Below are 20,013 nucleotides of genomic sequence, written 5' to 3' on the forward strand. Positions count from 1 at the left end.
CGTTTAACATATGAATTTAAAGGTTATTTATTTTTGTAAATGCCATCTCTGGGCCTATGTGTTAGGGTTTTGTAGAGAATGAAAGGAGGGGTTATGGACATAAAAGAGTGGGTGGATGGACTTAGATGGTTGAGTGCAGATCAGGTTGTCGATGTGCACTTTAAGCTTCAAGAGCAAATAAAGAAGCACTATAAGCTGCGTTCGAAGGGTAACAATCTGAAGATAGCTATTCATCTATGCGAGCAGCAAGTGGCCTTGGCTGAAATAGCATTACCAGCTTTGCGTGGAAAATGGGAAAGAGATTTTAACGGCGTTGAGTTCTACACCCCAGCACATCATGGATACCGTCAATTGATAACGATCATGAAGAAGCAGAAGAATCTTGAACGAGTGGCTGAACTGGAAGCGAAAATGGATGCGGAAGGCTGGCGTTCATAGGACAATAAAAACCCGACATGGCGGCCGGGTTAGAAAAGGAGTTTGGCGACAGCCATGGCTACGCTAACGGTTCCAATGATTGTTACGGCTATCCACTTGGTTTGCTTACCAAGCTCTTCATGTAAATCGGCTTTGGTGGCGTAGTTCGACTTAATTATAGCCACGTCAGTAACGAGAGAAGCCATTTGGTCTTCAAGCTTTTTTACTCGCTCAAGCATATTCTCTCCTCCGCCATTTCCACCGCCATGCTTTGAGTATGCATTATAGTCAAATTCCTGTCTATCAAGGCGAGACACATCTTGATTTGGCCTAAGCTTAGTTACAGTGTTATCTGAACTCATTGCGAACAATCCCTTCTGGCTTGATATCAAAATACGCGCTTTTTATATCTAATAATTCTTTGCTTTCTGGATTGACCAGTGAGGCTCTAACCTCAAATATCCCTGAACTTTTAATTCTCACTTTGTGAAATATTTGTTTCATGGATGCAGATACGATGGTCTCTCCATCGAAAGATTCGTCAACGGAGAAAAACAGATGGTTATGGTGTTCTTTCGTATCGATAGGTATTGGGGATTCATTTTCATTAAACACTTCAATTCCGAACGAGTACTTCTTCCCAGACTTTAAGCCAATAAAATAAACTCCAAATGAAAGATCAATGTGTTGGCTGTCTTTTTTCATTTCATAAATCAGAACTGGAGTACCTGATTTATTGTCATCCATGGCTATGGGGATGACGTATGAAATTCTTTCTTTAATCATGTTCATATCCCTTTTACTTGAGAATATCCTCAGTTCACTATACGTATGCTTGCGCGTCCAACCTTTTTTCCTTCGGATTTACCTCTGTGGCTATGCCACGGCCTTCTAAAATTGAGTTGGTATGCGTCGCTTCTATCGATCACGACGAAGTCAATTTTCGCACGAGCGAATGTAGCGCACACCGCTTTAATAGCAGCAGATGATGAACTGTAGAATTTTTCATCTTGTTGAAGGTTTCCACTCTGCCTAAAGATGCTAACTACAAATTTACCACCGTCAGGAAGATTCGAGAGTCGTTGCAATTCTGAGAGCATAACAACTGAGTCATCACTCGGATCAGCCGCTGCATTCTGCACAGAATTTGTATGCCAGATGCCAATGCCAGCAATGATCAACAAGGCAATGCATCCAAATACTATCTCCATTTAATTTAGAATCCCATGTAATGGTTAAACCAGCCTTAACTTAGTCTCAACAGCCACGCCAATAGTCTTGCAGTTTCCATTGACCGGAACCAAAGGCCATGCAGGATTCAAACCTTTCAAATACTTCTGGCCGCCATCAATGATCAGCTTCTTAAACGTCGCTTCGTTGGAGTCGGAAAGCTTAGCTATCACCAAGCTGCCATTTACTGGCTCTCTGCCCGTATCGAACAGAACGAATGTACCCTCTGGCACGCTCAGACCAACTGGAGCCGTCATCGAGTCACCCTCGACTTCCAGCCAGAACGCATCGCCTTGAATATGTGCGTCAGATTCTAGCCAAAGATCGATGTCTTTTAGTGTGTATGGTTCGCACGCCTCGGACCACGAACCAGCCTGTACGCTACTCAAGACGGGGTAACGCTTGCCTGGCTTGTATTCTCCAACATATTTTACATTAGAATTTTCAGGTACTGAATTTATTCCATGCTGCAACCAGACCACATCTACACGTAAAAATTTTGCTAGCTGATTGATCTTTTCCTGCCTTGGAAGCGCTTCAGCATTAAGCCACTTGCTCACTGCTTTTGAGGAAACACCAAGAGCACGGGCTAATTCCATGCCTCTGCCATGCTCATCAAGTCCAGCATCTTTACAGGCCTGCGCTAGCCGCTGGGAAAATTCCACACGCACTTTTTCATTTTGTACCATGAGTTCGATAGTAAACCACTTGCAAAAACTTTCAGTTCAAACATAATGTGTACTGAAAGTACGAATAAGGATGGCCGATGCAAACTCTAGACGAACCAATCAAAGGGGTTGGTATTCCAGAAGTAGCCAAAGCTTGCGGAGTGAGTGAAAGGGCCGTTTATAAATGGCTGAAAAACGGATTTCTCCCCAAGACCGAATTTTTTGGAAAAACCAATTACGCAGAAAAAATTGAGCTTATCTCTGGCGGCCGTTATCACGCAAAAGAAATGCTCAATCTAAGTCGTAAAAATCTCTTAGCCGCATAAAAATCACCGCTCTTTACACATCTCGCCCTGAAGAAGGGCAGTAATCCAAAAGACTACAAATCTAAGTGGCACCTGCTACGGGTTCGCCACGTACTTAATTTAACTATGGAAATCATACGAAATGGAACATGCAAACAAACGCAATGAAGCGCTACGCATTGAGAGCGCATTACTCAACAAGATTGCACTGATTGGCACAGAGAAAACGGCGGCAGCTGTTGGTGTTGATAAAGCTCAGATTAGCCGGTGGAAGCGAGACTGGATTCCGAAGTTCTCTATGCTCCTGGCTGTGCTGGAGTGGGGCGTTGTCGACGAGGAAATGGCGAGACTGGCGAGGCAAGTTGCTGAACTGCTCACAAAAGAAAAAGCCCCAATCGCGGGAACGATTGAGGCCTGATGTATGAAGTTTAACTGGATCAACATACAGGAGTAATTATGAGTTCTCTCTCACTGCTTTACAAGTACAAAGACAAGAACGGCACCGATACAACCACTCGCAAAACCTTCCTCGTGCCACTGAATGAAATCTACGTTGAGCCTGGCTTTAACGTCCGTGAAATCGACCAGGCACACGTTGAAGAGTTCCGGGATGCATTCATTGCCGGTGAGTTCGTGCCGCCGCTGGCTGTTCAGGTAACGGATAAGGGCGTCAAGATTATAGATGGCCACCACCGCTACTACGGCGCAAGACTGGCTACCGAGGCCGGGCATGAAGTGGCTCGCCTGGAGTGCAAAGATTTTATAGGCTCCGACGCCGATCGCATTGCTTTCATGGTTACCAGCTCACAGGGGAAGCCGCTGACCGCACTTGAACGTGCAGCAGCTTATCAGCGCCTGAGCAACCAGGGATGGGAGGTAGCGGAGATTGCTCGCAAGGTTAAGCGTTCAGTTGCTGATGTTGACCACCATCTCCAGCTGCTTGCCTGCGGCGATGGACTTATCGAGATGGTGCGCACCGGTGAAGTATCGCCTACAACAGCCGTTGCGTTGCAGCGTGAGCATGGGCCAGAAGCCTCAACTTTCGCCGCCGAAAAGATGACGGAAGTGAAAGCGGCCGGCAAAAAGAAGCTGACCCGCAACGCGGCGATGCCGAAGTTCAGTACAGCAAAGGCCATGGCGTTTATCCAGACAATAGCTGATGCAGATGCTGAAGTTTTAATCCCGCAACCAGCTGAAGAAATCCTGGCTGAGTATCGCGAGTTTATGAAGAAAGCAGGGTGGGAAGAGTCATGAATACAGCAAAAGTAATCAGGTTTCCCGGCCCTGAGCCGGGCAGCCACGAACCGGTAACGCCCGGTAAGGGGTTTGCCTTGATCCACAGACAATTCATGGACAGCAAGCTATACAAGGACTCTCAGGCTGTTCATCTATGGCTTCACCTGATCCTGAAAGCCAACCACTCCAGTGAGGTCGTAGAAACGGACATCGGGCAGATTGAAGTGAAGAGGGGGCAGATGATTACAGGTAGGCCGACGCTGGTCAGTGAGACGTTCATCCCCGACAACAAAGTAAAGAGCTTGCTGAGGACTTTCGAAGCCAAAGGGATGCTAGAAATTAGCTCAAAAGGCCGCAAGTTCAGTGTGATTTCAATCGTGAAATACGATGATTTCCAGTCACAATTTTGTCCAACGGATGTCCAACGGATGTCCAACGCTAACACCAGTAGTGGCGCGGGTTGCAGCGATGTTTGTCCAACGGATGTCCAACGGATGTCCATAAACAATAATATATTAAATACTAACGTATTTAATACTCGTCCAGAAAATGCCCTTCCTGTAGTTCAGAAAGAAAAGCCATTAAGACCTGAAGCAGCCATTCAAACACCGAAGGGTGATAAGTGGGGAACTGCTGACGATCTTCGCGCAGCCGAATGGATGTTCGATGTGGTCAGGTCTATCGACCCGTCTGCTAAAAAGCCATCTTTAGCCGGGTGGGCAAATGACATCAGGTTGATGCGAGAGAAAGACGGTCGCGACCATCGCGACATGTGCAGCCTGTTTCGATGGGCAAGCCAGGATAGCTTCTGGTGTGGCAACGTTCTGTGTCCTGCCAAGCTTCGTGAAAAGTGGACGCAGCTGACTATCAAGCGAGATAAGGCCAAGCCTGGAGGGAGCGGCTCCGCGCTCGACTTTAACAACACAGACTGGATAAACGGGGTATCGATATGAGAAATATCGTCACAGCCATTCAGAACCGTGATGGAAAATCACTTCAGCAGATGTACGCAGCCGAGAAGCCTAAGCAAGCGGTGCCGGAACAGGCGGCTCAGGTCTTTAACAAATTATTCCTCCAGCTCAGAGCCGCATTTCCGGCCATGATGGCAAGCATCAAAGACCAGTCCGATCTGAACGAACTGCGCAAGCAATGGGTGATGGCGTTTGCAGAGAATGGCATCCACAGCATGGCGCAGGTTGACGCCGGGATGCGCATCGCTCGGCAGCAGGAGACGCCATTTCTACCGTCGCCGGGGCAATTTATCGCATGGTGCAAGCAAGGTGAAATCCGGGCTGCGGGACTGCCTGATGATGATCAGCTCTATCGCATGGTCATGAAATACAGTCGCGATCGTGGTTATCACAGTTCAGCCGAGGCCTATCCATGGGAGTCGCCCGCTTGCTTCTGGATGGTCACCGCACTGTACAACCAGATGCGCTCTCAAAACCTCACAGAGGCAGAACTCAGGAAGCGATGCGGTATAGAGCTAAAAAACATGTCTCGCCGCATCGAAGCCGGCGAAGCAATCCCTGCACCTGTAGTCCAGATTCCAAAGCTTCATATCCCGGTAAGTAACGAGAAGGGCCTGGATAAAATAGCTGAAATACGTGCGCGTTTCGGCATGAGAAAGGGAGCAAGCACATGACTCGCAAACTCACAGGACAAACCCTGCCATACCGGATTTGGATATTTGTACACGATAACCCTGATTCTCAAATGCTGCAGATAGCTAAAGCCATGGATTTACCGACAACCAGCATAACCGGGCCGGTGTCAGCATTATGTGGTCGTGGAAAGCTCAAGCGAACTGGTCGCCGTGGGAGCTATCTGTATTCAGTCGTTGAGGGTTGCATACCTCCAGCGCCGGAGGGTCGATACGTAGAGAAGCAAAACGACAAAATCGGCACGATGAAGTTCGTCACATCGCATGTTGGCAACGAGATATTCGACGAGTGCCGCCAGAACTGGCCTGGGTACAAGCTCAACAAGCTACTGCGAGAGGTGCGGACGTGATAGCAGCTAATTACACGGCGCATTTATATTGTGACTGCGAGCAATGTAACTGCAGGCCGTTTCAGGCACCAGAATCCGGCGAGTATGTGGGTAACTCCTGGGCGCAGGTGGCAAAGGAGGCCAGGAGCGACGGCTGGCGAATAAGTGTAGACCGTGAACGTGCTTATGCGCCTGGGCACAAAATAAATCGGAATAATCTATGACCACTCAAACATTAACGGCAATCGAATAACAGGCTCGCACATAGCGGGCCTTTTTTATGGAGGATTTATGAAAATAGAAAAAATGGAACCAGGAATGACCGTCTGGTCAGTAAGTAAGCACAATATGGGTAACACGACCATTAAGACGGTGAGCGTGTACCAGGTCAGCATTATCGAAGTGAACAAGGAAGAAAAATGGTTCACATACTCATGGAACGGAAATAAAGAGCGAAAAGGCGGGGAACGCTCGGCATCCCAACTTAAGAAGAATAAGCCGATCACCATCCGCGGCCCGATGGGTAACCACCGATTGGCGACGCGTGAAGAAATCAAGGAGATAAAGAGTGAAGAACGAAACGCTAAAGGTTGATGAAGAGCGGGCGAAGTTTGAACGGTGGTACTTGTCAACATGGCACGAAGCAGGCGCGTGGGCCAAGAGCAGGACAATCGAAGATGTTGCCGCGCTTCGTGGAGAGGAAGGTATTTATGACGGCTACCCATACGCAAAAGCATGTTGGCAAGGCTGGCTGGCCCGCGCACAACTGGAGACATCATGAGCCTAACCGCTAGCCAAAAGCATTGGCTGCTTGAGCTGTGGAAGGCAGACAATTATACGGCAGGTAAATGGCTATCAGTACAGGTCGACAGGCCGCCAACATCAGTGATGAGGGCGCTGGAAAAGAAAGGGCTGTGCAAGGACGTCATGGGCACGTCTTGGGCCATTACTGAAGCTGGAAAGGCTGCTGCAACAGAAATTTATTAACGACTACTGGAGACATCATCATGACAACATCGCGTGAGCAGTTCGAGAGGTGGGTTAACAGACGACCATTGAGCAAACTGATTGGATTTTGTGAAAGAGATGGCGATGGATACATGCATCTTCAACACACTCAACTATGGGAAGCGTGGCATGCAAGTAGGCATTCTGGAGATGTTTTAGCCTACATGACATTCCACAACAGCGCCGTCAGCCCGGATGACTTTGTAGGTGGAGAAGAAGAAATGCATCACAGCGCAAAAGCTGAAGGATGGACGCCGTTGATTGCAGGGATAACCGTTAAAGGAGATAGCGATGAAACAAACGCTGATGCTTCGTGACGAACGAGTCAGGCAGAACGCAATAAGCATTATCCAATCCCTACTCACAGACAAAGACCGCCCCGTAACAATCCGCATCTCCGACTACAAACGTAACCTTGACCAGAATGCGCTCTTTCACGCGCTGCTTGGTGACATCGCTCGCCAAGCTGAGTGGTGCGGAAAGAAACTCAAGCCGGAACAGTGGAAAGTATTGCTCATAAGCGGGCATGCGGTCGCTACAAAGCAACAGGCGGAGATTGTCCCAGGCATTGAGGGTGAGTTCGTTAACATCCGTGAAAGCAGCGCAGAGATGAGCGTAAGCCGTATGGCGAGCCTTATCGAATATGTGACGGCGTGGGCGGTCGGGCAGGGGATTAAATTCACTGAAGGGCGCTATACATGAACAAATTCAAACTTATCTACGCTGATCCGCCTTGGCAATACAGCAACACAAGTAGCAATGGTGCAGCAGAAGATCACTACAGCACCATGACTATCACCGACCTGATGCGACTCCCTGTGTGGGATTTGGCAGATGAAAACTCAGTGCTCGCCATGTGGTACACCGGAACGCACAGCGAGGAAGCTATTAAGCTGGCTGAGGCGTGGGGCTTCAAGGTTCGCACCATGAAAGGTTTCACCTGGGTAAAGCTAAACCAACTGGCAGAGCAGCACATCAATAAGGCTCTTGAGGCTGGCGAAGTGCAGGACTTCTACGACTTCCTCGATCTGCTCAATAGGCAAACCCGGATGAACGGCGGCAATTACACCCGCGCCAACACGGAAGATTTACTGATAGCAGTGCGTGGCACCGGGCTTGAACGCTTATCCGCTTCTGTGAAGCAGGTTATCTACTCCCCGCTCGGTGAGCACAGCAGCAAGCCCTGGGATGCCCGAAAAAAGCTGGAGCAGCTTTACGGAGACGTGCCGCGAATTGAGTTATTCGCTCGTGAGACATCGCCTGGCTGGGATACGTGGGGCAATCAATGCCTCCAGAGTGTTGAGCTGCATCCGGGCGTCGCGATTAAGTCACAGTCCGCTGGCGGGAGAGCTGCATGACATGAAGCGAACATGGTTCTATCACAACGATGTAACCACTGAAGAAGCCAACGAACTAATCCAACGCTACACCTTCCGCAACGTACCCACTCAGAAGACATTAAGCGCAGATCCTAAATTTTGGGTTGTGGCCGCGCTATTGCCAGAGTCACGTACTGAGCCGCGGGCGAGCACCATTTATCAGCAACGGATATTTCAATGATGACTCAGGTAGAAAAGACGCTATACGAGCGAACGAGCAACGCAGCCGCAGGATATTGCGCAGCGTGTACAAAGCAGCTGAAGCCTGGCGAAGTTTACGCATGTAACGAGTGCGCCAGCGATGCGTATGTAGAAACCGATCCGAACGGAGTAATGCACGATGAGGAAGCCGAGAAAACGGTGTAAGAATCCTGATTGCCGGGAATGGTTTCATCCAGCATTCCAGAATCAAACCTGGTGCAGTGCAGAGTGTGGAACCGTAATCGCACTAGCCAAGCGAGAGAAAGACCGACACAACGCGATACAGGCAGCAGAACGACGACGAAAGGATGAAGCCCAGCAGGAACGACGAAGTTTAAAAGTCCGCAAGTTAGCAGTACAGCCACTCAGCCACTTCCACAAACAAACTCAAGCCGCCTTCAACGAATACATCCGCACCCGTGACGCTGCCGAGCCATGCATCAGTTGTGGCCGACATCATGAAGGCAAGTACGACGCAGGCCATTACCGCACTAGGGGCGCATCACCATCTACCCGCTACGACGAAACCAACTGCCATAAGCAGTGCGTTCCGTGCAATCAGCACCTATCCGGGAACATCGAAAACTACACGCCGCGCCTGATCGAGAAAATCGGACAGGAGGCATTCGACCGGTTGATGGGGCCGCACCAGGTTATTAAGTGGACGCGAGAGGGATTGCAGGAATTGGCACGGTATTACCGGGGAAAGACCAGAGAGCTCAGAAAACACCAGGAGGCAGCATGAAACTGACACCTTACGACCAATCAGAACTGGATCGCCTCGACAAAGAAATTGCTCAGCATGAAGCATCTATCCGCAGGAAGCAGGAACAGCGCCGGGAAATCATCAACCGCAGCAATGCTAACAAAAGGGTGCCAGCATGAACCTTGAAAGCGCAGTCAAATATCACTTCGCAAAATCATCACAGATAAACGACACCCCACGCTCCACCTCATCCGATACTTTGACCGGCACGGATGTTATGGCAGCTATGGGGCAGACACAAAGTCGCGCAGCAATGGGATACAGCGCATTTCTGGGAAAGATGGGGATCAGTAAGCACGACAGTGAACGGGCTATCAAACTGTTAACTGAGCATGCTCTAAAAACTTGCGACCGTGTTGCAGCACTGCGCAAGCTTGAAAGTGATATTAAGCCAAAGGTGATGCAAATCCTCGCAATTTACGCCTACGCAGATTACTCCCGTAGTGCGGCCGGAGAAAAGGAGTGCGACGGTTGCCATGGTGAGGGGTTTATCGAAGCTGACGTATTTACGATGAAAACCTCCGGCTGGGGAAGGAGAGAAGTGAAAGATACCGTTCGCGTTCTGTGCCAGAAGTGCAAAGGGAAGAGAACGCTTAGCACTGCATGCAATGACTGTCGCGGGCGCGGTCAAGCGGTGGATAAGCAGAAAACAATAGAGCAAGGAGTTCCGGTCATCGGTAACTGCAAGCGCTGCGGTGGTCGTGGTTACGAGCGCATTACCTCCACAAAGGCCCATGTGGCGATATCAGAGGTTACTGATGCAATCAGCCTGGACACATGGAAGAAGAGCGTAAAGCCGTTTTACGACGCGCTCTCAACTGAACTTGAGATACAGGAGGCATACGCAGAGCGAGCACTCAAACAGGCAACAAGATAGTCGGGTATAAAATAGCTCGTTAAATTATCGCGAGCTATTTACTTTTCCCGAAACTATGTTAATCTCAGTCTAACGATGGGATTTAACGCCTGACGTTCTAGTGATAAGAAAATAGAGGCGGTGCTTATCACGGATTCCGCCTAGTTGGTAACTTCGACGCATCGTCTGGTACTCCAACCATCACAGGCTGAGAGGTCTGCTTAGAGAAGCCACTGGTTAATCCCGGTGGCTTTTTTTATTGATAATTTACTTCCGACTGAACAAGCAGGCAAAAACACAGATAGCAGCAATTACGCAGAGAACAGCTGCCCAATGGTTTTCAGTATTAGCCAATTCTGGTGTTGGTGCTGATGTGGATAAGTGCCACGCCAATGCAGAGCCAAGCCCAAAGATGGCTGCCAAAGCGGCAAGAACTGCTTTCATAACGAAATTCCTTAATAAGATTAGTTTATCTTGCTAATGCAAACAGCAACTTCATATCCCAACAGATATAGAGCTTGCTCAAGCGTTTCAACTTTTGAAGCATGACTGACATCCAGAAGGCGGTCAATTTGAGGGCCTTTCTGGTTTAGTTTTCTCGCTAAATCAGCCTTGCGTGTGCCGGTGCTAATCATTGCATTATGCAGAGCGGCTTTCATGCAAGTCAGAATGGGAAGATGAATAACAATCTCACCCTCCTGCGCTGACGATGGCTCTGGAATTGGTATGCGTGAATCAATCAGATCGCCAATGAATGCTGTAATGCCGTCCCGCGCCTCCAGCTCGATGTCATCCTCTGTTAAAGCTACAGAGTGCAGATTGTTGAAATCACGATAGGCGATTTCGTATTGGCCCGTATCTTCATCGAAAGATACTGATGCAGGGTACTTAAACATAAATGCCTCTTTCCGGTTATGGTCTCAATGACCAGATTCAGTGTCGAAAAGGGTGGGGCCTAAAGCCCCAGATCCTTGATTATCGATTTCCTTGTTCCCTCTGGTATCTCCTTGGAGCCGTGGAAGGGGAATATTGACATCCTTCCGTTGATTGTTGCTTTCCGGTGGCTACCTCCACCTCTTGCATTTTCAATCATGACTCCTTGGCACTTTAACCAGCGAAGGAACTCGCTGTATTTCACTGAATCCTCCTGTTCGTTGATGATGTGATTATAGTAACACATAAGATTATAAACACAACAAAAATGTTGTGGTCTTTTCATCATATTTAGCGCCAACCATCCAGCAAACATCTCAACTCATAGATAACTTGCCGTGGCATGTGCTGGCGATTTTCAACTACACAGACAGCACTCCCGACATTATTGGAGGTGTGCTATGAACTTCCCGCACGGGATATTGCATCAAACTATGAAATGGATAGAAGACTTCCTACCCTCGCTTTACGCAGCCGGAGCGGCGTTCAGCATTTCAGCGTTAATGAGCATTTACGATGGAAAGTCGATCGCCAAAACGGCAACGGGTGCTTTGTCATGCGGAATTCTCACGTTAGCCGTTGCAGGTTCTCTTGAGCTTTTCGGATTGCCAGGCAACTCAGTGACTTTTGTCGGCGCTGCTGTTGGTTTTGTCGGTGCGGAAAAGGTGCGAGACAAAATCGTATCGTTATTCGATCGCCGAACCGGAGGCAGCAATGAAAATCAGCACTGATGGCATCAACCTCATTAAGCAATTTGAAGGCTGCAGGCTGACCGCTTATCAGGATAGCGTCGGCGTATGGACCATCGGATATGGATGGACTCAGCCAGTTGACGGTAGGCCGGTATCGAAAGGCATGGCCATCACTCAGCAGAAAGCCAACGAACTATTGAGCGAGGGCGTGGTTCAGTACGAAAACGGCGTGACTAGTCTGGTATCCGTGCCGGTTAATCAAAACCAGTTCGACGCCTTGGTCGATTTTGCATACAACCTCGGCGTGAATGCGCTGAAAGGTTCGACGCTGCTGAGGAAACTGAACGCCAGTGATTACGCCGGTGCCGCTAACGAGTTCCCAAAATGGAACAAAGCTGGCGGGAAAGAGTTGGCTGGATTAACTCGTAGACGTGAGGCGGAGAAGTCTCTGTTTCTGTCGTGATATGGAAAACCATAACGGCTAACTGGCGCATCATCACAGTTGCTCTACTGGTTGGCATGCTCGTTATTACTGCAAAAATGGCTCGCAGTAACTATGACAGAGCACTGGTAGCGGAGCATGAGCTGCAGCAATCTCGAGATGTCATTAAGGATATGCAGACACGGCAGCGTGATGCTGCAGCGCTCGATGAGAAATATACAAAGGAACTGGCGTATGCGAATGCTGAAAATGCTGCTCTGCAGCGCAAGCTTGATAATGGTGGCCGGGTGCTCGTCAAAGGAAAGTGTCCAGTGCCAGCCAAGACCAGCTCCACCGGCGTGGATGATGTCGGCACCATCGAACTCTCTCCAGTTGCTGGACGAAACGTTCTCGGTATCAGGGCTGGAATCAAGCAAGACCAGTCAGCCCTGAGAGGGCTGCAGGACTACATCAGGCAGCAATGCCTTTCGGAATAACGATGAAACTAACAATTATCCTCCTGGCTACCTTGCTCACTGCCTGTAACGCTGCCACCTATCGCCACGTAAACGGCAATGACGTAACGCTGATTAGCGTGAAAGAGGGAGCGACCGCTCAGGTGGTCGATGGCAGCCAGACAATCAGCCTGAGTGCTGCGCAGTGCCAGTAATCTGAATCGTCACCCAAATAAGACAAATAGAGCCTGACTCCGGTCGGGCTTTTTTACGCCTGAATTTCACCGCGCACCGAATGCGCACAACTAACCACACCGAACCTGAACAAGTGAAATGAGCCTTTGGAGACGTCAGTTTAGAGCTGGCGAGCCTTCGGTGGGCTGACGTTTCATTTCGGCAAAGGTTCATCTCACTAGTAAGGTAAACGCAATGACATACCCAACCGTGATCGTAAATGGCGTCTCTGTCCGAGTAGATAGTGAAGGGCGCTACTCCCTGAATGACCTGCATGCAGCCGCCGTGTTAAATGGTGAGGCTAATGAGTCCCAGAAGCCGAGTAAATTTATCCGTAGCGCCTCAGTAAGGCGGTTTATTCAGGTGCTGGCTTCTAGAGGACAAAAACGTCCCCATGAAAATAGTCAAGTAATTTTGATTGTTGAAGGAGGGGCAAGTAAAGGGATTTGGGGCGTAGAGATGATTGCAGTGCGTTACGCCGCATGGATTAAGCCTGAATTCGAAATTGATGTGTACAACACATTCATTGAGAGTCGGACAAAATCCCTGGACGTCCTCAACCAACTTAATCGCCTCGATCACCTGATTGGTGGCGAGACAAAGGACATCAGCCAGTGTGCCAGCAAGATGGGCAAATGGGGCTCGGGCGGAAGAAAGGCACTATTGGCCGAAACCAGAAAGAACCTTATCGACCAACTCGATCCCGACATGGTTGCCATCATGCAGGGCGCTGCATAACCACCGTGCATATTTGCATTGCGAGAGCCACTTTCACAACGGCTCTCATAATTTCCGTGGCGGAAACGAGGTGATCCTCATCTTGCTGACGGGTAAGCCGTAAGTGGGGAAGTCATGCTGAGAAGCACCGCAACCCTGCGACATTCATTATTTCTTCTCAATTTTTATGTAGAATGACTTCGTCAGAAACATTTGGAGTCATCATGAAAAACTTCCAGTTATATATTGGCGGCGTTAACGACATCACCTATCGGTATGAGATACAAAAGGCAGGCGATATCTTTAACGTTCGCATTTTCAATGTGGCTCGGCACAAAGACATTGAATCCGGCAGTAAGACAATGCATCACATCACAGCGCACGACGTGATTGACGAGTGCGTGTCTCACTACCGCAGGAAATCCAGCAGCATTAAAGGATTTCTACACTGGCTTGGATTTCGGTAAACCTCCCGCGGGCTACTCGGGGAAAAATGGTTCGCACTCGAAGCTCTCCATGACCAGCTCGATAGCTTCCCTGGTCTCATCGTCACAGTCGTAAGAAATAGAACGAAGCCGGGAAAGCAGAAGGTTCTCAACATAACCATCGCTGCGAGCTATTTCGATAATGTGCTTAGCGAGTAAGCACTCAAGCATATCCAGTTGCATATCATCCATAACAAACATCTCCTTTTTTCTGACACTAAATCAGTGGCTGCGAGTGGTTGCAACTGTGCCGAATCAAAGCTGGAAAGCGGCTCGCAAATATATGTTCAAGGCATTACAGATGGTTCTTGCGAGAGCCATGTTTAATGACAATCACAAGGAATCGACATGGAGCTTACTGATCACCAGAAAGCACTATTCGATGACCTGACCAAATTACAGCAGAAGTTTGCGTTAGGCATCGTGAAAGGGCTTAGCCAAATAGATGCGTACAAACAGGCAGGCGGCAAGGCAAAGAAAGATGAAACCGCAAGCGCCTGCGCGAGTGAAATCCTAACCAATCCTAAGGTAAAAGCATTTATCGGCGAGATGAACAAGGAAGCCATCACGGATGCCGTCATGACGCGACAGGAGGCTTTAGAAAGGCTTTCCTCGATGGGCAGGGCATCGTTGCATGAAATGGTCGAGTTCAGCGAAGCAGAGTGCGGTACCGACGATAATGGCAACCCAATAATCCAGGCCGGTTGGCGGTTTAAAGACTCTGCGCTACAAAGCGCCGGATCGCTTTCTGCTATATCAGAGCTAACTGCTGGTAAGCGTGGTATATCCATCAAGCTTCACGACCCGAAAGCCGCTATCAAGCAACTGGCAGAATTGCAGGGATGGGAACCTCCGAAAGAATCGAAGCTCACTATCACAGCGACAAAGCCTCTATCGGCACTGTTTGACGATGACGAAACTTAATCCAGTATTCAAGCCGTTCATCAGGCCATACCGTTACAAGGTGGCAAAAGGCGGGCGAGGTAGCGGTAAATCGTGGTCAATCGCCAGGCTTCTTGTTGAGATAGCACGTAGAGGAACTTATCGATTTCTGTGTGCGCGTGAATTTCAGGCAAGTATTGCCGACTCGGTTATCCAGTTGATCGCCGACACCATTGAGCGGGAAGGCTACAACCACGAATTCGAGATTCAGAAGGTCTATATACGGCACATTGCCACTAACAGCCTCTTTATGTTCTACGGCATAAAGAACAACATCACGAAAGTGAAGTCACTGGAAGGCATCGACATCTGTTGGATAGAAGAGGCCGAGGCGGTGACTAAGGCAAGCTGGGATGTGTTGATACCTACCATTCGAAAGCCAGGTAGCGAGATATGGGTTAGTTACAACCCAAAAAACATACTGGACGATACCCATCAACGGTTCGTGATAAGCCCGCCTGATGACATTTGCCTGCTAACAGTTAACTGGAACGACAATCCACATTTCCCTGACGTTCTGCGCCTGGAGATGGAAGAGTGCAAGCGTAAAGACTTCGACCTTTATCAGCATATTTGGGAAGGACAGCCGGTTGCAGATAGCGACCTGGCAATTATCAAGCCTTCTTGGATTGCAGCAGCTGTAGATGCTCACCTCAAACTCAATTTCACAGCTTCCGGCGCTAAGCGAATCGGCTTTGACGTGGCAGATGAAGGCGAGGACAGTAACGCCATCACAATGGCACATGGCGCGGTAGTGAAGGATGTGCAGGAGTGGAGTCGTGGTGATGTAATCGAGTCTGCCAACAGGGTCAACCAGTACGCAGATAGTATCACCGCAGACAAGGTTATTTATGACTCAATCGGCGTCGGTGCTGGCGTAAAGGCACAGTTAAACCGGGTAGCAAAAAGCCAGGTGGAAGGATTCAACGCTGCAGCTGCGGTATTCGAGCCAGATCGCGAATACATGCCGGGCAAAACCAATAAAGACATGTTCTCTAATCTCAAGGCGCAGGCATGGTGGGGCGTTCGAAATCGCTTCTATAACACATGGCGGGCCATAGAACATGGCGAAACATTCCCTGACGACCAATTAATAAGCCTCTCATCGGAAATAAAGAACCTTGAATACCTCAAGGCTGAATTGTCACGCCCTAGGGTTGATTACGACAACAATGGCCGGGTGAAAGTAGAGAGCAAAAAGGACATGAAAAAGCGCGGCATACCGTCGCCCAACATGGCCGACTCCTTGATCATGGCCTTTGCGCCAACTTCTAATGCTCTGGCGAGGCTAAAAGCACTTGCCAGTTAAGGTGAGGCAATGGCTAAACGTAACAACAGACAGCAAAAGAAACTCGATAAACAAACACGCGCAGACAGCTATCAGAATGTGTTCATGAACATTGGCACAGGCGGCGATCGCTCGGCTTACAGCCGCATCCGCATGGCTAGCCTGTTAACGCGCAGCACACTGGAAAGCATCTATCTCGGTGACGGGTTAGGCCGCCGCATAGTGGATGTAGTAGCGGACGAGATGTTTCGCGCAGGGTTCACGGTAGAAGGCGCGAACAACGAACCCGAGATTATGTCTCGCTGGGATGAACTGAATCTGACGCAGCAGTTTACCGATGCAGTGGCTTGGGCCCGTCTTTATGGCGGCTCGCTGATGCTGTTCGGTGTGAATGATGGTGGAGACTTAAAGTCTCAAATTGGAGAAGGCCAGCTTGAATTTGTAAGGGTGTACGACCGCTATCAAGTTCAGCCATTCCTGCGCGACCTGAATCCCGAAAGCATGACCTATGGGGAAATAATCCAGTACCAGATAAACCCCATATCAGGCACACCGTATTACGTCCACGCCAGCCGGTGCCATATCTTTGACGGTGAGCGCTTGCCTAACCAGATACGACACCAGAACCAAGGGTGGGGCGCTTCATGTCTTCAGGGTATCTACCAGGCACTGACCGACTACGGCATGAGCCACTCACACGCGACGAGTCTGCTTGAGCGTAAACAGCAGGGCGTCTGGTCTGCTGCTGACCTGGCTGACCTGTGCCAGGATGGAGAAGGCCGTGAAACGGTACAGGCCCGCCTTAACATGGTGGATATGACCCGCAGCAACGGCAATACCATCGGCATTGACGCTAACACAGAGAAGTATGAGCTGCTTAACGGCTCGCTTGAAGGCGTGGTAGACGTGCAAGACCGCAAGCAGCTGCGTATCTCCGCCCTGACTGGCATTGATGAGCAAATCCTGTTCACCAAGGCGCCATCTGGTCAGGGCGCAGACAAAACAACAGTCCCTGAGTCGTGGAAGCAATTAGTTGGACGCAAACAGAAAGATGAGGCCAGGCCTGCCATAGAGAAGACTATCAACTTCCTGACAACGGACAAGACCTGGACCATCAAGTTCAGTCCACTGTCAGTGCCAACTGATAAAGAACGCGCAGAGACCGCTAACCAATGGTCACAGGCAGATGAGCGCTATTCGCAACTTGGATGGGTGAGTAATGACGAAGGTATCGCCACCCTGAAAAAGCGTGGAGGCTACGTATATCCGGAGATGAATGATGGCTAGAGTCTGGCTTCATCCCTACGGAATTGAGCGTGACTACACCAATGCGCTGGTAAAGGCGAACCGGCAATTCAACAAAGAAATTAACTCATCGTATGGCGATATACGTTTCGACGGCTGGCAGGATGACATGGCCGCCATTCTGGCCTATCTGCGCAACGCAGGAAACCGGATATTCCAGCCCGTCATTGAGCGCCTGCCACCATTCTTCGCGCTGACCAGCCGGTTCAACGACCAGCAATGGCGCTTAATCGTCAAGGGCGGCACTGGTGTAGATATTCCTCCATCACAGGCCATTATCGCCGGACAAACAACAATTCCTACCTCATCCGGAGTGCTGGGTGTTGATGCTTACCGCGCCGAGCCGTGGCTTCGTGAGATGCAGGAGCTTTGGATATCGGAAAACACCAGGCTGATAAAATCTATACCCGCTAACGAGCTATCCGATATGGAAGGCATCATCCAGCGCGGAGTGATGAATGGCTCCAGTGCCAACACCATCAAGAAACAGATTCAGGAGCGCTACGGCGTCAATGAGCGACGCGCAAAGCTGATCGCAGTAGACCAGATCGGGAAGGCTAATGCAGCACTGACAAAGCAGCGTCAGGCCGATGCGGGGATATCTGGCTATAAGTGGCGAGGCGTACTTGATGAGCGAGAGAGACCAGAGCACAGAGCGCGTGAAGGTAATTCGTACAAATGGAATAACCCACCTCCTGATGGTCATCCAGGCCAGCCAATCCGCTGCCGATGCTATGCAGAGCCTGACTGGTCTGGTTCAGTTTTCGATATCGGCGAATAAATAAGGCAAAACATGAAAACAGTATCTCGCTTCGATGTGGGAGAACTTCGTGCGTCCGTAAACGAGGATGGCTATCTGGAAGACGTGCCAGTTGTAGGTCGTGTTGGCATCCAGACCTACCGCAATCCTGATGGCTCGGTACGGCGCGAGCTTCGACCGCCCGAAGAAGTATTCAACGCTGACTCCCTGTCAAGTTTTAAGGGTAAGCCAATCACCCTTGGACACCCCGGGGCGGTAAATTCACGAAATTCAAGAAAGCATCAGGTAGGAACGATGCTTGATGTTGGCAGGAAGGACGGAAGCAACGTCGCTGTACCAATCATCATCCACGCTGACGAAGCAATATTGCAGGCCAAATCAGGTCGCGCAAAGCAGCTTTCGCTTGGTTATCGCCTCGATCTAGAAGAGCGTCGAGGCTGGTTCAACAGGAAAACTCAGGAATTTGTCTTCAGAGACGATGAGGCTGAAAAATTCCCTGATGGATATATAAGCGCTGACTGGGAAGAGTTCGATGCCATCCAGCGAAATATCCGCATCAATCACCTCGCCCTCGTATCGAAAGCGCGCGCCGGTGATGTGGCAACACTGAATCTCGACGGTGACGAAGAAATCACTGTAGACGATGACGACAACCAACCAAAAGGTAAAACAATGCAGAAAATCCGCTTAGACAGCGGCCTTGAATACGAAGCAGCCGCAGAGGTGGTTGTTGCTTTTCAGGCGCTGAAACAGGATGCCGCTGACAAGCAGACGAAGCTTGATGAGGCCGCCACCACTATTTCAACTATCACCGCAGAGCGCGACACGCTGAAAGCCGATGCCGCTGAGTTTGAAAACAAGCTCAAACAGGCTCGCGAAGACGCAACTGTCACCATTAAGGCTCGTGCTGAACTGGAAGCAAAAGCGGAAAAGCACGGCATCAAATGCGATGGCCTGGACGACACTGCAGTTAAGAAAGCAGTCGTAGCCAAGCTCAAGCCTGCGATGAAGCTCGACGGTAAAGACGACACCTATGTCAATGTCGCCTTCGACATGGCAATTGAGTCAGCCCCGATGGAGCAGCAGCGAAAAACCGTAAATCAGGACAAAGCGGAAACCCGTAATGACGCAGCCGAACCAAAAGGTTCCGCCGCATCACGCCAAAAATATCTCGATCGACTGCACGGCAAAAAGGAGACAGCATAATGCCTGTTCAAACGTCCTACGATAATGACATGCAGATCGCCATGCCCGGCATGCGTTCAGACTCCACTCACCAAATCACTGACGGTTGCAACGCCGCTGACGGCGCAATTAAGCCTGGCTATGTAGTCGCCCGTGTTTCTGTAGCCAACGATAAGCGCGTTGTTAAGCAGGTGGCAGCTGCTGGCGATGCTGCAAGCCTGATGGGTATCTGTCGATTCAGTCATTACGGCTGTGTAACCGGCCAATACGAAGATGGCGATGCGGTTAACGTGATGACCTGGGGCCGTATCTGGGCGGTAACCACACTAACGTCAGCTCCAGCCATGGGAGCGGGCGTAAACGTGCTCACTTCTGGGGCGGATGTCGGGAAAGTTGCAGCAACTGGCGGCTCTCTGGCGCTGGGCTGGGTATTTACCGGTCGGTTCACTAACTTCAAAAACAGCGCTGGCGCAACGGTTCATCTGGCTGAAGTTCAGATCCGCAACCAATCCGCCCAACCAACCGCTTAAGGACAAAT

General features: G+C 49.8%; 37 protein-coding genes. 29 read left to right on the plus strand and 8 right to left on the minus strand.

The genetic code is table 11. The features are described from left to right. Window positions 1–93 precede the first annotated feature (93 nt). Window positions 94–438 carry a hypothetical protein gene (locus ACSPHG_RS06610; RefSeq protein WP_435952700.1) on the plus strand — a complete coding sequence of 115 codons (345 nt, stop codon included), beginning with the start codon at window positions 94–96 and terminating at the stop codon, window positions 436–438. A 29-nt stretch (window positions 439–467) separates the two neighbouring features. Here the strand turns inward: ACSPHG_RS06610 and ACSPHG_RS06615 are convergent, their stop codons facing one another. Genes ACSPHG_RS06615 through ACSPHG_RS06630 form a run of 4 tightly spaced genes read right to left on the minus strand, consistent with a single transcriptional unit; the run spans window position 468 to window position 2,336 of the window. Further along, a complete protein-coding gene (locus tag ACSPHG_RS06615; protein ID WP_435952701.1) occupies window positions 468–779 on the minus strand; it encodes a hypothetical protein in 312 nt (103 codons plus the stop codon). Next, window positions 766–1,203 carry a hypothetical protein gene (locus tag ACSPHG_RS06620; RefSeq protein WP_435952702.1) on the minus strand — a complete coding sequence of 146 codons (438 nt, stop codon included), beginning with the start codon at window positions 1,201–1,203 and terminating at the stop codon, window positions 766–768. Before ACSPHG_RS06620 ends, ACSPHG_RS06615 begins: the two co-directional genes overlap by 14 nt. Before the next feature lie 29 nt (window positions 1,204–1,232). Continuing rightward, a complete protein-coding gene (locus ACSPHG_RS06625; RefSeq protein WP_435952703.1) occupies window positions 1,233–1,628 on the minus strand; it encodes a hypothetical protein in 396 nt (131 codons plus the stop codon). Between the two features lie 24 nt (window positions 1,629–1,652). Next, window positions 1,653–2,336: a LexA family protein gene (locus ACSPHG_RS06630; RefSeq protein WP_435952704.1), complete on the minus strand. Its 684-nt coding sequence runs from the start codon at window positions 2,334–2,336 to the stop codon at window positions 1,653–1,655. A gap of 77 nt (window positions 2,337–2,413) precedes the next feature. Between ACSPHG_RS06630 and ACSPHG_RS06635 the strand changes: the two genes are divergently transcribed. The 16 genes from ACSPHG_RS06635 to ACSPHG_RS06710 all read left to right on the plus strand — a co-directional run bounded on the left by ACSPHG_RS06635 (window position 2,414) and on the right by ACSPHG_RS06710 (window position 10,079). Beyond that, on the plus strand, window positions 2,414–2,641 hold the full coding sequence (locus ACSPHG_RS06635) for a helix-turn-helix transcriptional regulator (RefSeq protein ID WP_435952705.1): 228 nt from the start codon (window positions 2,414–2,416) through the stop codon (window positions 2,639–2,641). A gap of 121 nt (window positions 2,642–2,762) precedes the next feature. Further along, complete coding sequence (locus tag ACSPHG_RS06640) at window positions 2,763–3,038, plus strand: CII family transcriptional regulator (RefSeq protein ID WP_435952706.1); 276 nt, start codon at window positions 2,763–2,765, stop codon at window positions 3,036–3,038. A gap of 38 nt (window positions 3,039–3,076) precedes the next feature. Next, complete coding sequence (locus tag ACSPHG_RS06645) at window positions 3,077–3,874, plus strand: ParB/RepB/Spo0J family partition protein (RefSeq protein WP_435952707.1); 798 nt, start codon at window positions 3,077–3,079, stop codon at window positions 3,872–3,874. Between the two features lie 14 nt (window positions 3,875–3,888). Continuing rightward, entirely contained in the window at window positions 3,889–4,809 is a 921-nt protein-coding gene (locus tag ACSPHG_RS06650) for a phage replication protein O (RefSeq protein WP_494516575.1), read from the plus strand. Then, window positions 4,806–5,501: a replication protein P gene (locus ACSPHG_RS06655; protein WP_435952708.1), complete on the plus strand. Its 696-nt coding sequence runs from the start codon at window positions 4,806–4,808 to the stop codon at window positions 5,499–5,501. The genes ACSPHG_RS06650 and ACSPHG_RS06655 overlap by 4 nt, the downstream gene beginning before the upstream one ends. Beyond that, entirely contained in the window at window positions 5,498–5,869 is a 372-nt protein-coding gene (locus tag ACSPHG_RS06660) for a hypothetical protein (protein WP_435952709.1), read from the plus strand. The genes ACSPHG_RS06655 and ACSPHG_RS06660 overlap by 4 nt, the downstream gene beginning before the upstream one ends. Further along, window positions 5,869–6,072, plus strand: coding sequence for a hypothetical protein (locus ACSPHG_RS06665; protein WP_435955959.1), 204 nt, complete (start codon window positions 5,869–5,871; stop codon window positions 6,070–6,072). The genes ACSPHG_RS06660 and ACSPHG_RS06665 overlap by 1 nt, the downstream gene beginning before the upstream one ends. A gap of 67 nt (window positions 6,073–6,139) precedes the next feature. Next, window positions 6,140–6,442: a hypothetical protein gene (locus ACSPHG_RS06670; RefSeq protein ID WP_435952710.1), complete on the plus strand. Its 303-nt coding sequence runs from the start codon at window positions 6,140–6,142 to the stop codon at window positions 6,440–6,442. Continuing rightward, the gene (locus ACSPHG_RS06675) at window positions 6,417–6,629 is read left to right on the plus strand and encodes a hypothetical protein (protein ID WP_435952711.1); all 213 of its coding nucleotides are present in this window, start codon (window positions 6,417–6,419) and stop codon (window positions 6,627–6,629) included. Before ACSPHG_RS06670 ends, ACSPHG_RS06675 begins: the two co-directional genes overlap by 26 nt. Further along, window positions 6,626–6,835 carry a hypothetical protein gene (locus tag ACSPHG_RS06680; RefSeq protein ID WP_435952712.1) on the plus strand — a complete coding sequence of 70 codons (210 nt, stop codon included), beginning with the start codon at window positions 6,626–6,628 and terminating at the stop codon, window positions 6,833–6,835. The genes ACSPHG_RS06675 and ACSPHG_RS06680 overlap by 4 nt, the downstream gene beginning before the upstream one ends. Before the next feature lie 20 nt (window positions 6,836–6,855). After that, the gene (locus ACSPHG_RS06685; protein WP_435952713.1) at window positions 6,856–7,173 is read left to right on the plus strand and encodes a phiTE_015 family protein; all 318 of its coding nucleotides are present in this window, start codon (window positions 6,856–6,858) and stop codon (window positions 7,171–7,173) included. Then, window positions 7,148–7,558: a recombination protein NinB gene (locus ACSPHG_RS06690; protein WP_435952714.1), complete on the plus strand. Its 411-nt coding sequence runs from the start codon at window positions 7,148–7,150 to the stop codon at window positions 7,556–7,558. Before ACSPHG_RS06685 ends, ACSPHG_RS06690 begins: the two co-directional genes overlap by 26 nt. Then, complete coding sequence (locus ACSPHG_RS06695) at window positions 7,555–8,214, plus strand: MT-A70 family methyltransferase (protein ID WP_435952715.1); 660 nt, start codon at window positions 7,555–7,557, stop codon at window positions 8,212–8,214. The genes ACSPHG_RS06690 and ACSPHG_RS06695 overlap by 4 nt, the downstream gene beginning before the upstream one ends. Before the next feature lie 361 nt (window positions 8,215–8,575). Beyond that, complete coding sequence (locus tag ACSPHG_RS06700; RefSeq protein WP_435952716.1) at window positions 8,576–9,181, plus strand: recombination protein NinG; 606 nt, start codon at window positions 8,576–8,578, stop codon at window positions 9,179–9,181. Continuing rightward, on the plus strand, window positions 9,178–9,321 hold the full coding sequence (locus ACSPHG_RS06705; protein WP_435952717.1) for a hypothetical protein: 144 nt from the start codon (window positions 9,178–9,180) through the stop codon (window positions 9,319–9,321). The genes ACSPHG_RS06700 and ACSPHG_RS06705 overlap by 4 nt, the downstream gene beginning before the upstream one ends. Continuing rightward, the gene (locus ACSPHG_RS06710) at window positions 9,318–10,079 is read left to right on the plus strand and encodes an antitermination protein (RefSeq protein WP_435952718.1); all 762 of its coding nucleotides are present in this window, start codon (window positions 9,318–9,320) and stop codon (window positions 10,077–10,079) included. Before ACSPHG_RS06705 ends, ACSPHG_RS06710 begins: the two co-directional genes overlap by 4 nt. Before the next feature lie 246 nt (window positions 10,080–10,325). Here the strand turns inward: ACSPHG_RS06710 and ACSPHG_RS06715 are convergent, their stop codons facing one another. The 3 genes from ACSPHG_RS06715 to ACSPHG_RS06725 are packed head-to-tail and all read right to left on the minus strand — an operon-like array spanning window position 10,326 to window position 11,307. After that, window positions 10,326–10,502: a hypothetical protein gene (locus ACSPHG_RS06715; RefSeq protein WP_435952719.1), complete on the minus strand. Its 177-nt coding sequence runs from the start codon at window positions 10,500–10,502 to the stop codon at window positions 10,326–10,328. A 20-nt stretch (window positions 10,503–10,522) separates the two neighbouring features. Then, the gene (locus tag ACSPHG_RS06720; protein ID WP_435952720.1) at window positions 10,523–10,954 is read right to left on the minus strand and encodes a type II toxin-antitoxin system HicB family antitoxin; all 432 of its coding nucleotides are present in this window, start codon (window positions 10,952–10,954) and stop codon (window positions 10,523–10,525) included. A gap of 59 nt (window positions 10,955–11,013) precedes the next feature. Beyond that, on the minus strand, window positions 11,014–11,307 hold the full coding sequence (locus ACSPHG_RS06725; protein ID WP_435952721.1) for a type II toxin-antitoxin system HicA family toxin: 294 nt from the start codon (window positions 11,305–11,307) through the stop codon (window positions 11,014–11,016). Window positions 11,308–11,392: 85 nt separating this feature from the next. On the opposite strand from ACSPHG_RS06725, the gene ACSPHG_RS06730 reads away from it, so the two are divergent. The 6 genes from ACSPHG_RS06730 to ACSPHG_RS06755 all read left to right on the plus strand — a co-directional run bounded on the left by ACSPHG_RS06730 (window position 11,393) and on the right by ACSPHG_RS06755 (window position 13,977). After that, the gene (locus tag ACSPHG_RS06730; protein WP_435952722.1) at window positions 11,393–11,722 is read left to right on the plus strand and encodes a phage holin, lambda family; all 330 of its coding nucleotides are present in this window, start codon (window positions 11,393–11,395) and stop codon (window positions 11,720–11,722) included. Beyond that, complete coding sequence (locus tag ACSPHG_RS06735; RefSeq protein WP_435952723.1) at window positions 11,706–12,146, plus strand: lysozyme; 441 nt, start codon at window positions 11,706–11,708, stop codon at window positions 12,144–12,146. Before ACSPHG_RS06730 ends, ACSPHG_RS06735 begins: the two co-directional genes overlap by 17 nt. A gap of 77 nt (window positions 12,147–12,223) precedes the next feature. Then, window positions 12,224–12,601, plus strand: a complete 378-nt coding sequence (locus ACSPHG_RS06740; RefSeq protein ID WP_435955960.1) for a lysis protein — start codon at window positions 12,224–12,226, stop codon at window positions 12,599–12,601. Between the two features lie 2 nt (window positions 12,602–12,603). After that, window positions 12,604–12,774, plus strand: a complete 171-nt coding sequence (locus tag ACSPHG_RS06745; protein WP_435952724.1) for a hypothetical protein — start codon at window positions 12,604–12,606, stop codon at window positions 12,772–12,774. A gap of 214 nt (window positions 12,775–12,988) precedes the next feature. Continuing rightward, the gene (locus ACSPHG_RS06750) at window positions 12,989–13,531 is read left to right on the plus strand and encodes a KilA-N domain-containing protein (protein ID WP_435952725.1); all 543 of its coding nucleotides are present in this window, start codon (window positions 12,989–12,991) and stop codon (window positions 13,529–13,531) included. Between the two features lie 203 nt (window positions 13,532–13,734). Continuing rightward, entirely contained in the window at window positions 13,735–13,977 is a 243-nt protein-coding gene (locus ACSPHG_RS06755) for a hypothetical protein (protein ID WP_435952726.1), read from the plus strand. A 12-nt stretch (window positions 13,978–13,989) separates the two neighbouring features. Here ACSPHG_RS06755 and ACSPHG_RS06760 read toward each other — a convergent pair whose 3' ends face one another. Next, complete coding sequence (locus tag ACSPHG_RS06760; RefSeq protein WP_435952727.1) at window positions 13,990–14,187, minus strand: hypothetical protein; 198 nt, start codon at window positions 14,185–14,187, stop codon at window positions 13,990–13,992. A 156-nt stretch (window positions 14,188–14,343) separates the two neighbouring features. On the opposite strand from ACSPHG_RS06760, the gene ACSPHG_RS06765 reads away from it, so the two are divergent. Genes ACSPHG_RS06765 through ACSPHG_RS06790 form a run of 6 tightly spaced genes read left to right on the plus strand, consistent with a single transcriptional unit; the run spans window position 14,344 to window position 20,005 of the window. Next, window positions 14,344–14,919, plus strand: coding sequence for a terminase small subunit (locus ACSPHG_RS06765; protein ID WP_435952728.1), 576 nt, complete (start codon window positions 14,344–14,346; stop codon window positions 14,917–14,919). Beyond that, a complete protein-coding gene (locus ACSPHG_RS06770; RefSeq protein ID WP_435952729.1) occupies window positions 14,906–16,246 on the plus strand; it encodes a PBSX family phage terminase large subunit in 1,341 nt (446 codons plus the stop codon). Before ACSPHG_RS06765 ends, ACSPHG_RS06770 begins: the two co-directional genes overlap by 14 nt. A 9-nt stretch (window positions 16,247–16,255) precedes the next feature. Next, window positions 16,256–17,512, plus strand: a complete 1,257-nt coding sequence (locus ACSPHG_RS06775) for a phage portal protein (protein ID WP_435952730.1) — start codon at window positions 16,256–16,258, stop codon at window positions 17,510–17,512. Continuing rightward, window positions 17,505–18,311 carry a phage head morphogenesis protein gene (locus tag ACSPHG_RS06780; protein ID WP_435952731.1) on the plus strand — a complete coding sequence of 269 codons (807 nt, stop codon included), beginning with the start codon at window positions 17,505–17,507 and terminating at the stop codon, window positions 18,309–18,311. Before ACSPHG_RS06775 ends, ACSPHG_RS06780 begins: the two co-directional genes overlap by 8 nt. 12 nt (window positions 18,312–18,323) lie before the next feature. After that, window positions 18,324–19,496: a DUF2213 domain-containing protein gene (locus ACSPHG_RS06785; RefSeq protein ID WP_435952732.1), complete on the plus strand. Its 1,173-nt coding sequence runs from the start codon at window positions 18,324–18,326 to the stop codon at window positions 19,494–19,496. Next, on the plus strand, window positions 19,496–20,005 hold the full coding sequence (locus tag ACSPHG_RS06790) for a structural cement protein Gp24 (RefSeq protein WP_435952733.1): 510 nt from the start codon (window positions 19,496–19,498) through the stop codon (window positions 20,003–20,005). The genes ACSPHG_RS06785 and ACSPHG_RS06790 overlap by 1 nt, the downstream gene beginning before the upstream one ends. Window positions 20,006–20,013: the final 8 nt, after the last annotated feature.

This window comes from Dryocola baronae (assembly GCF_051297175.1).
In the GTDB taxonomy this organism is placed as follows: domain Bacteria; phylum Pseudomonadota; class Gammaproteobacteria; order Enterobacterales; family Enterobacteriaceae; genus Dryocola.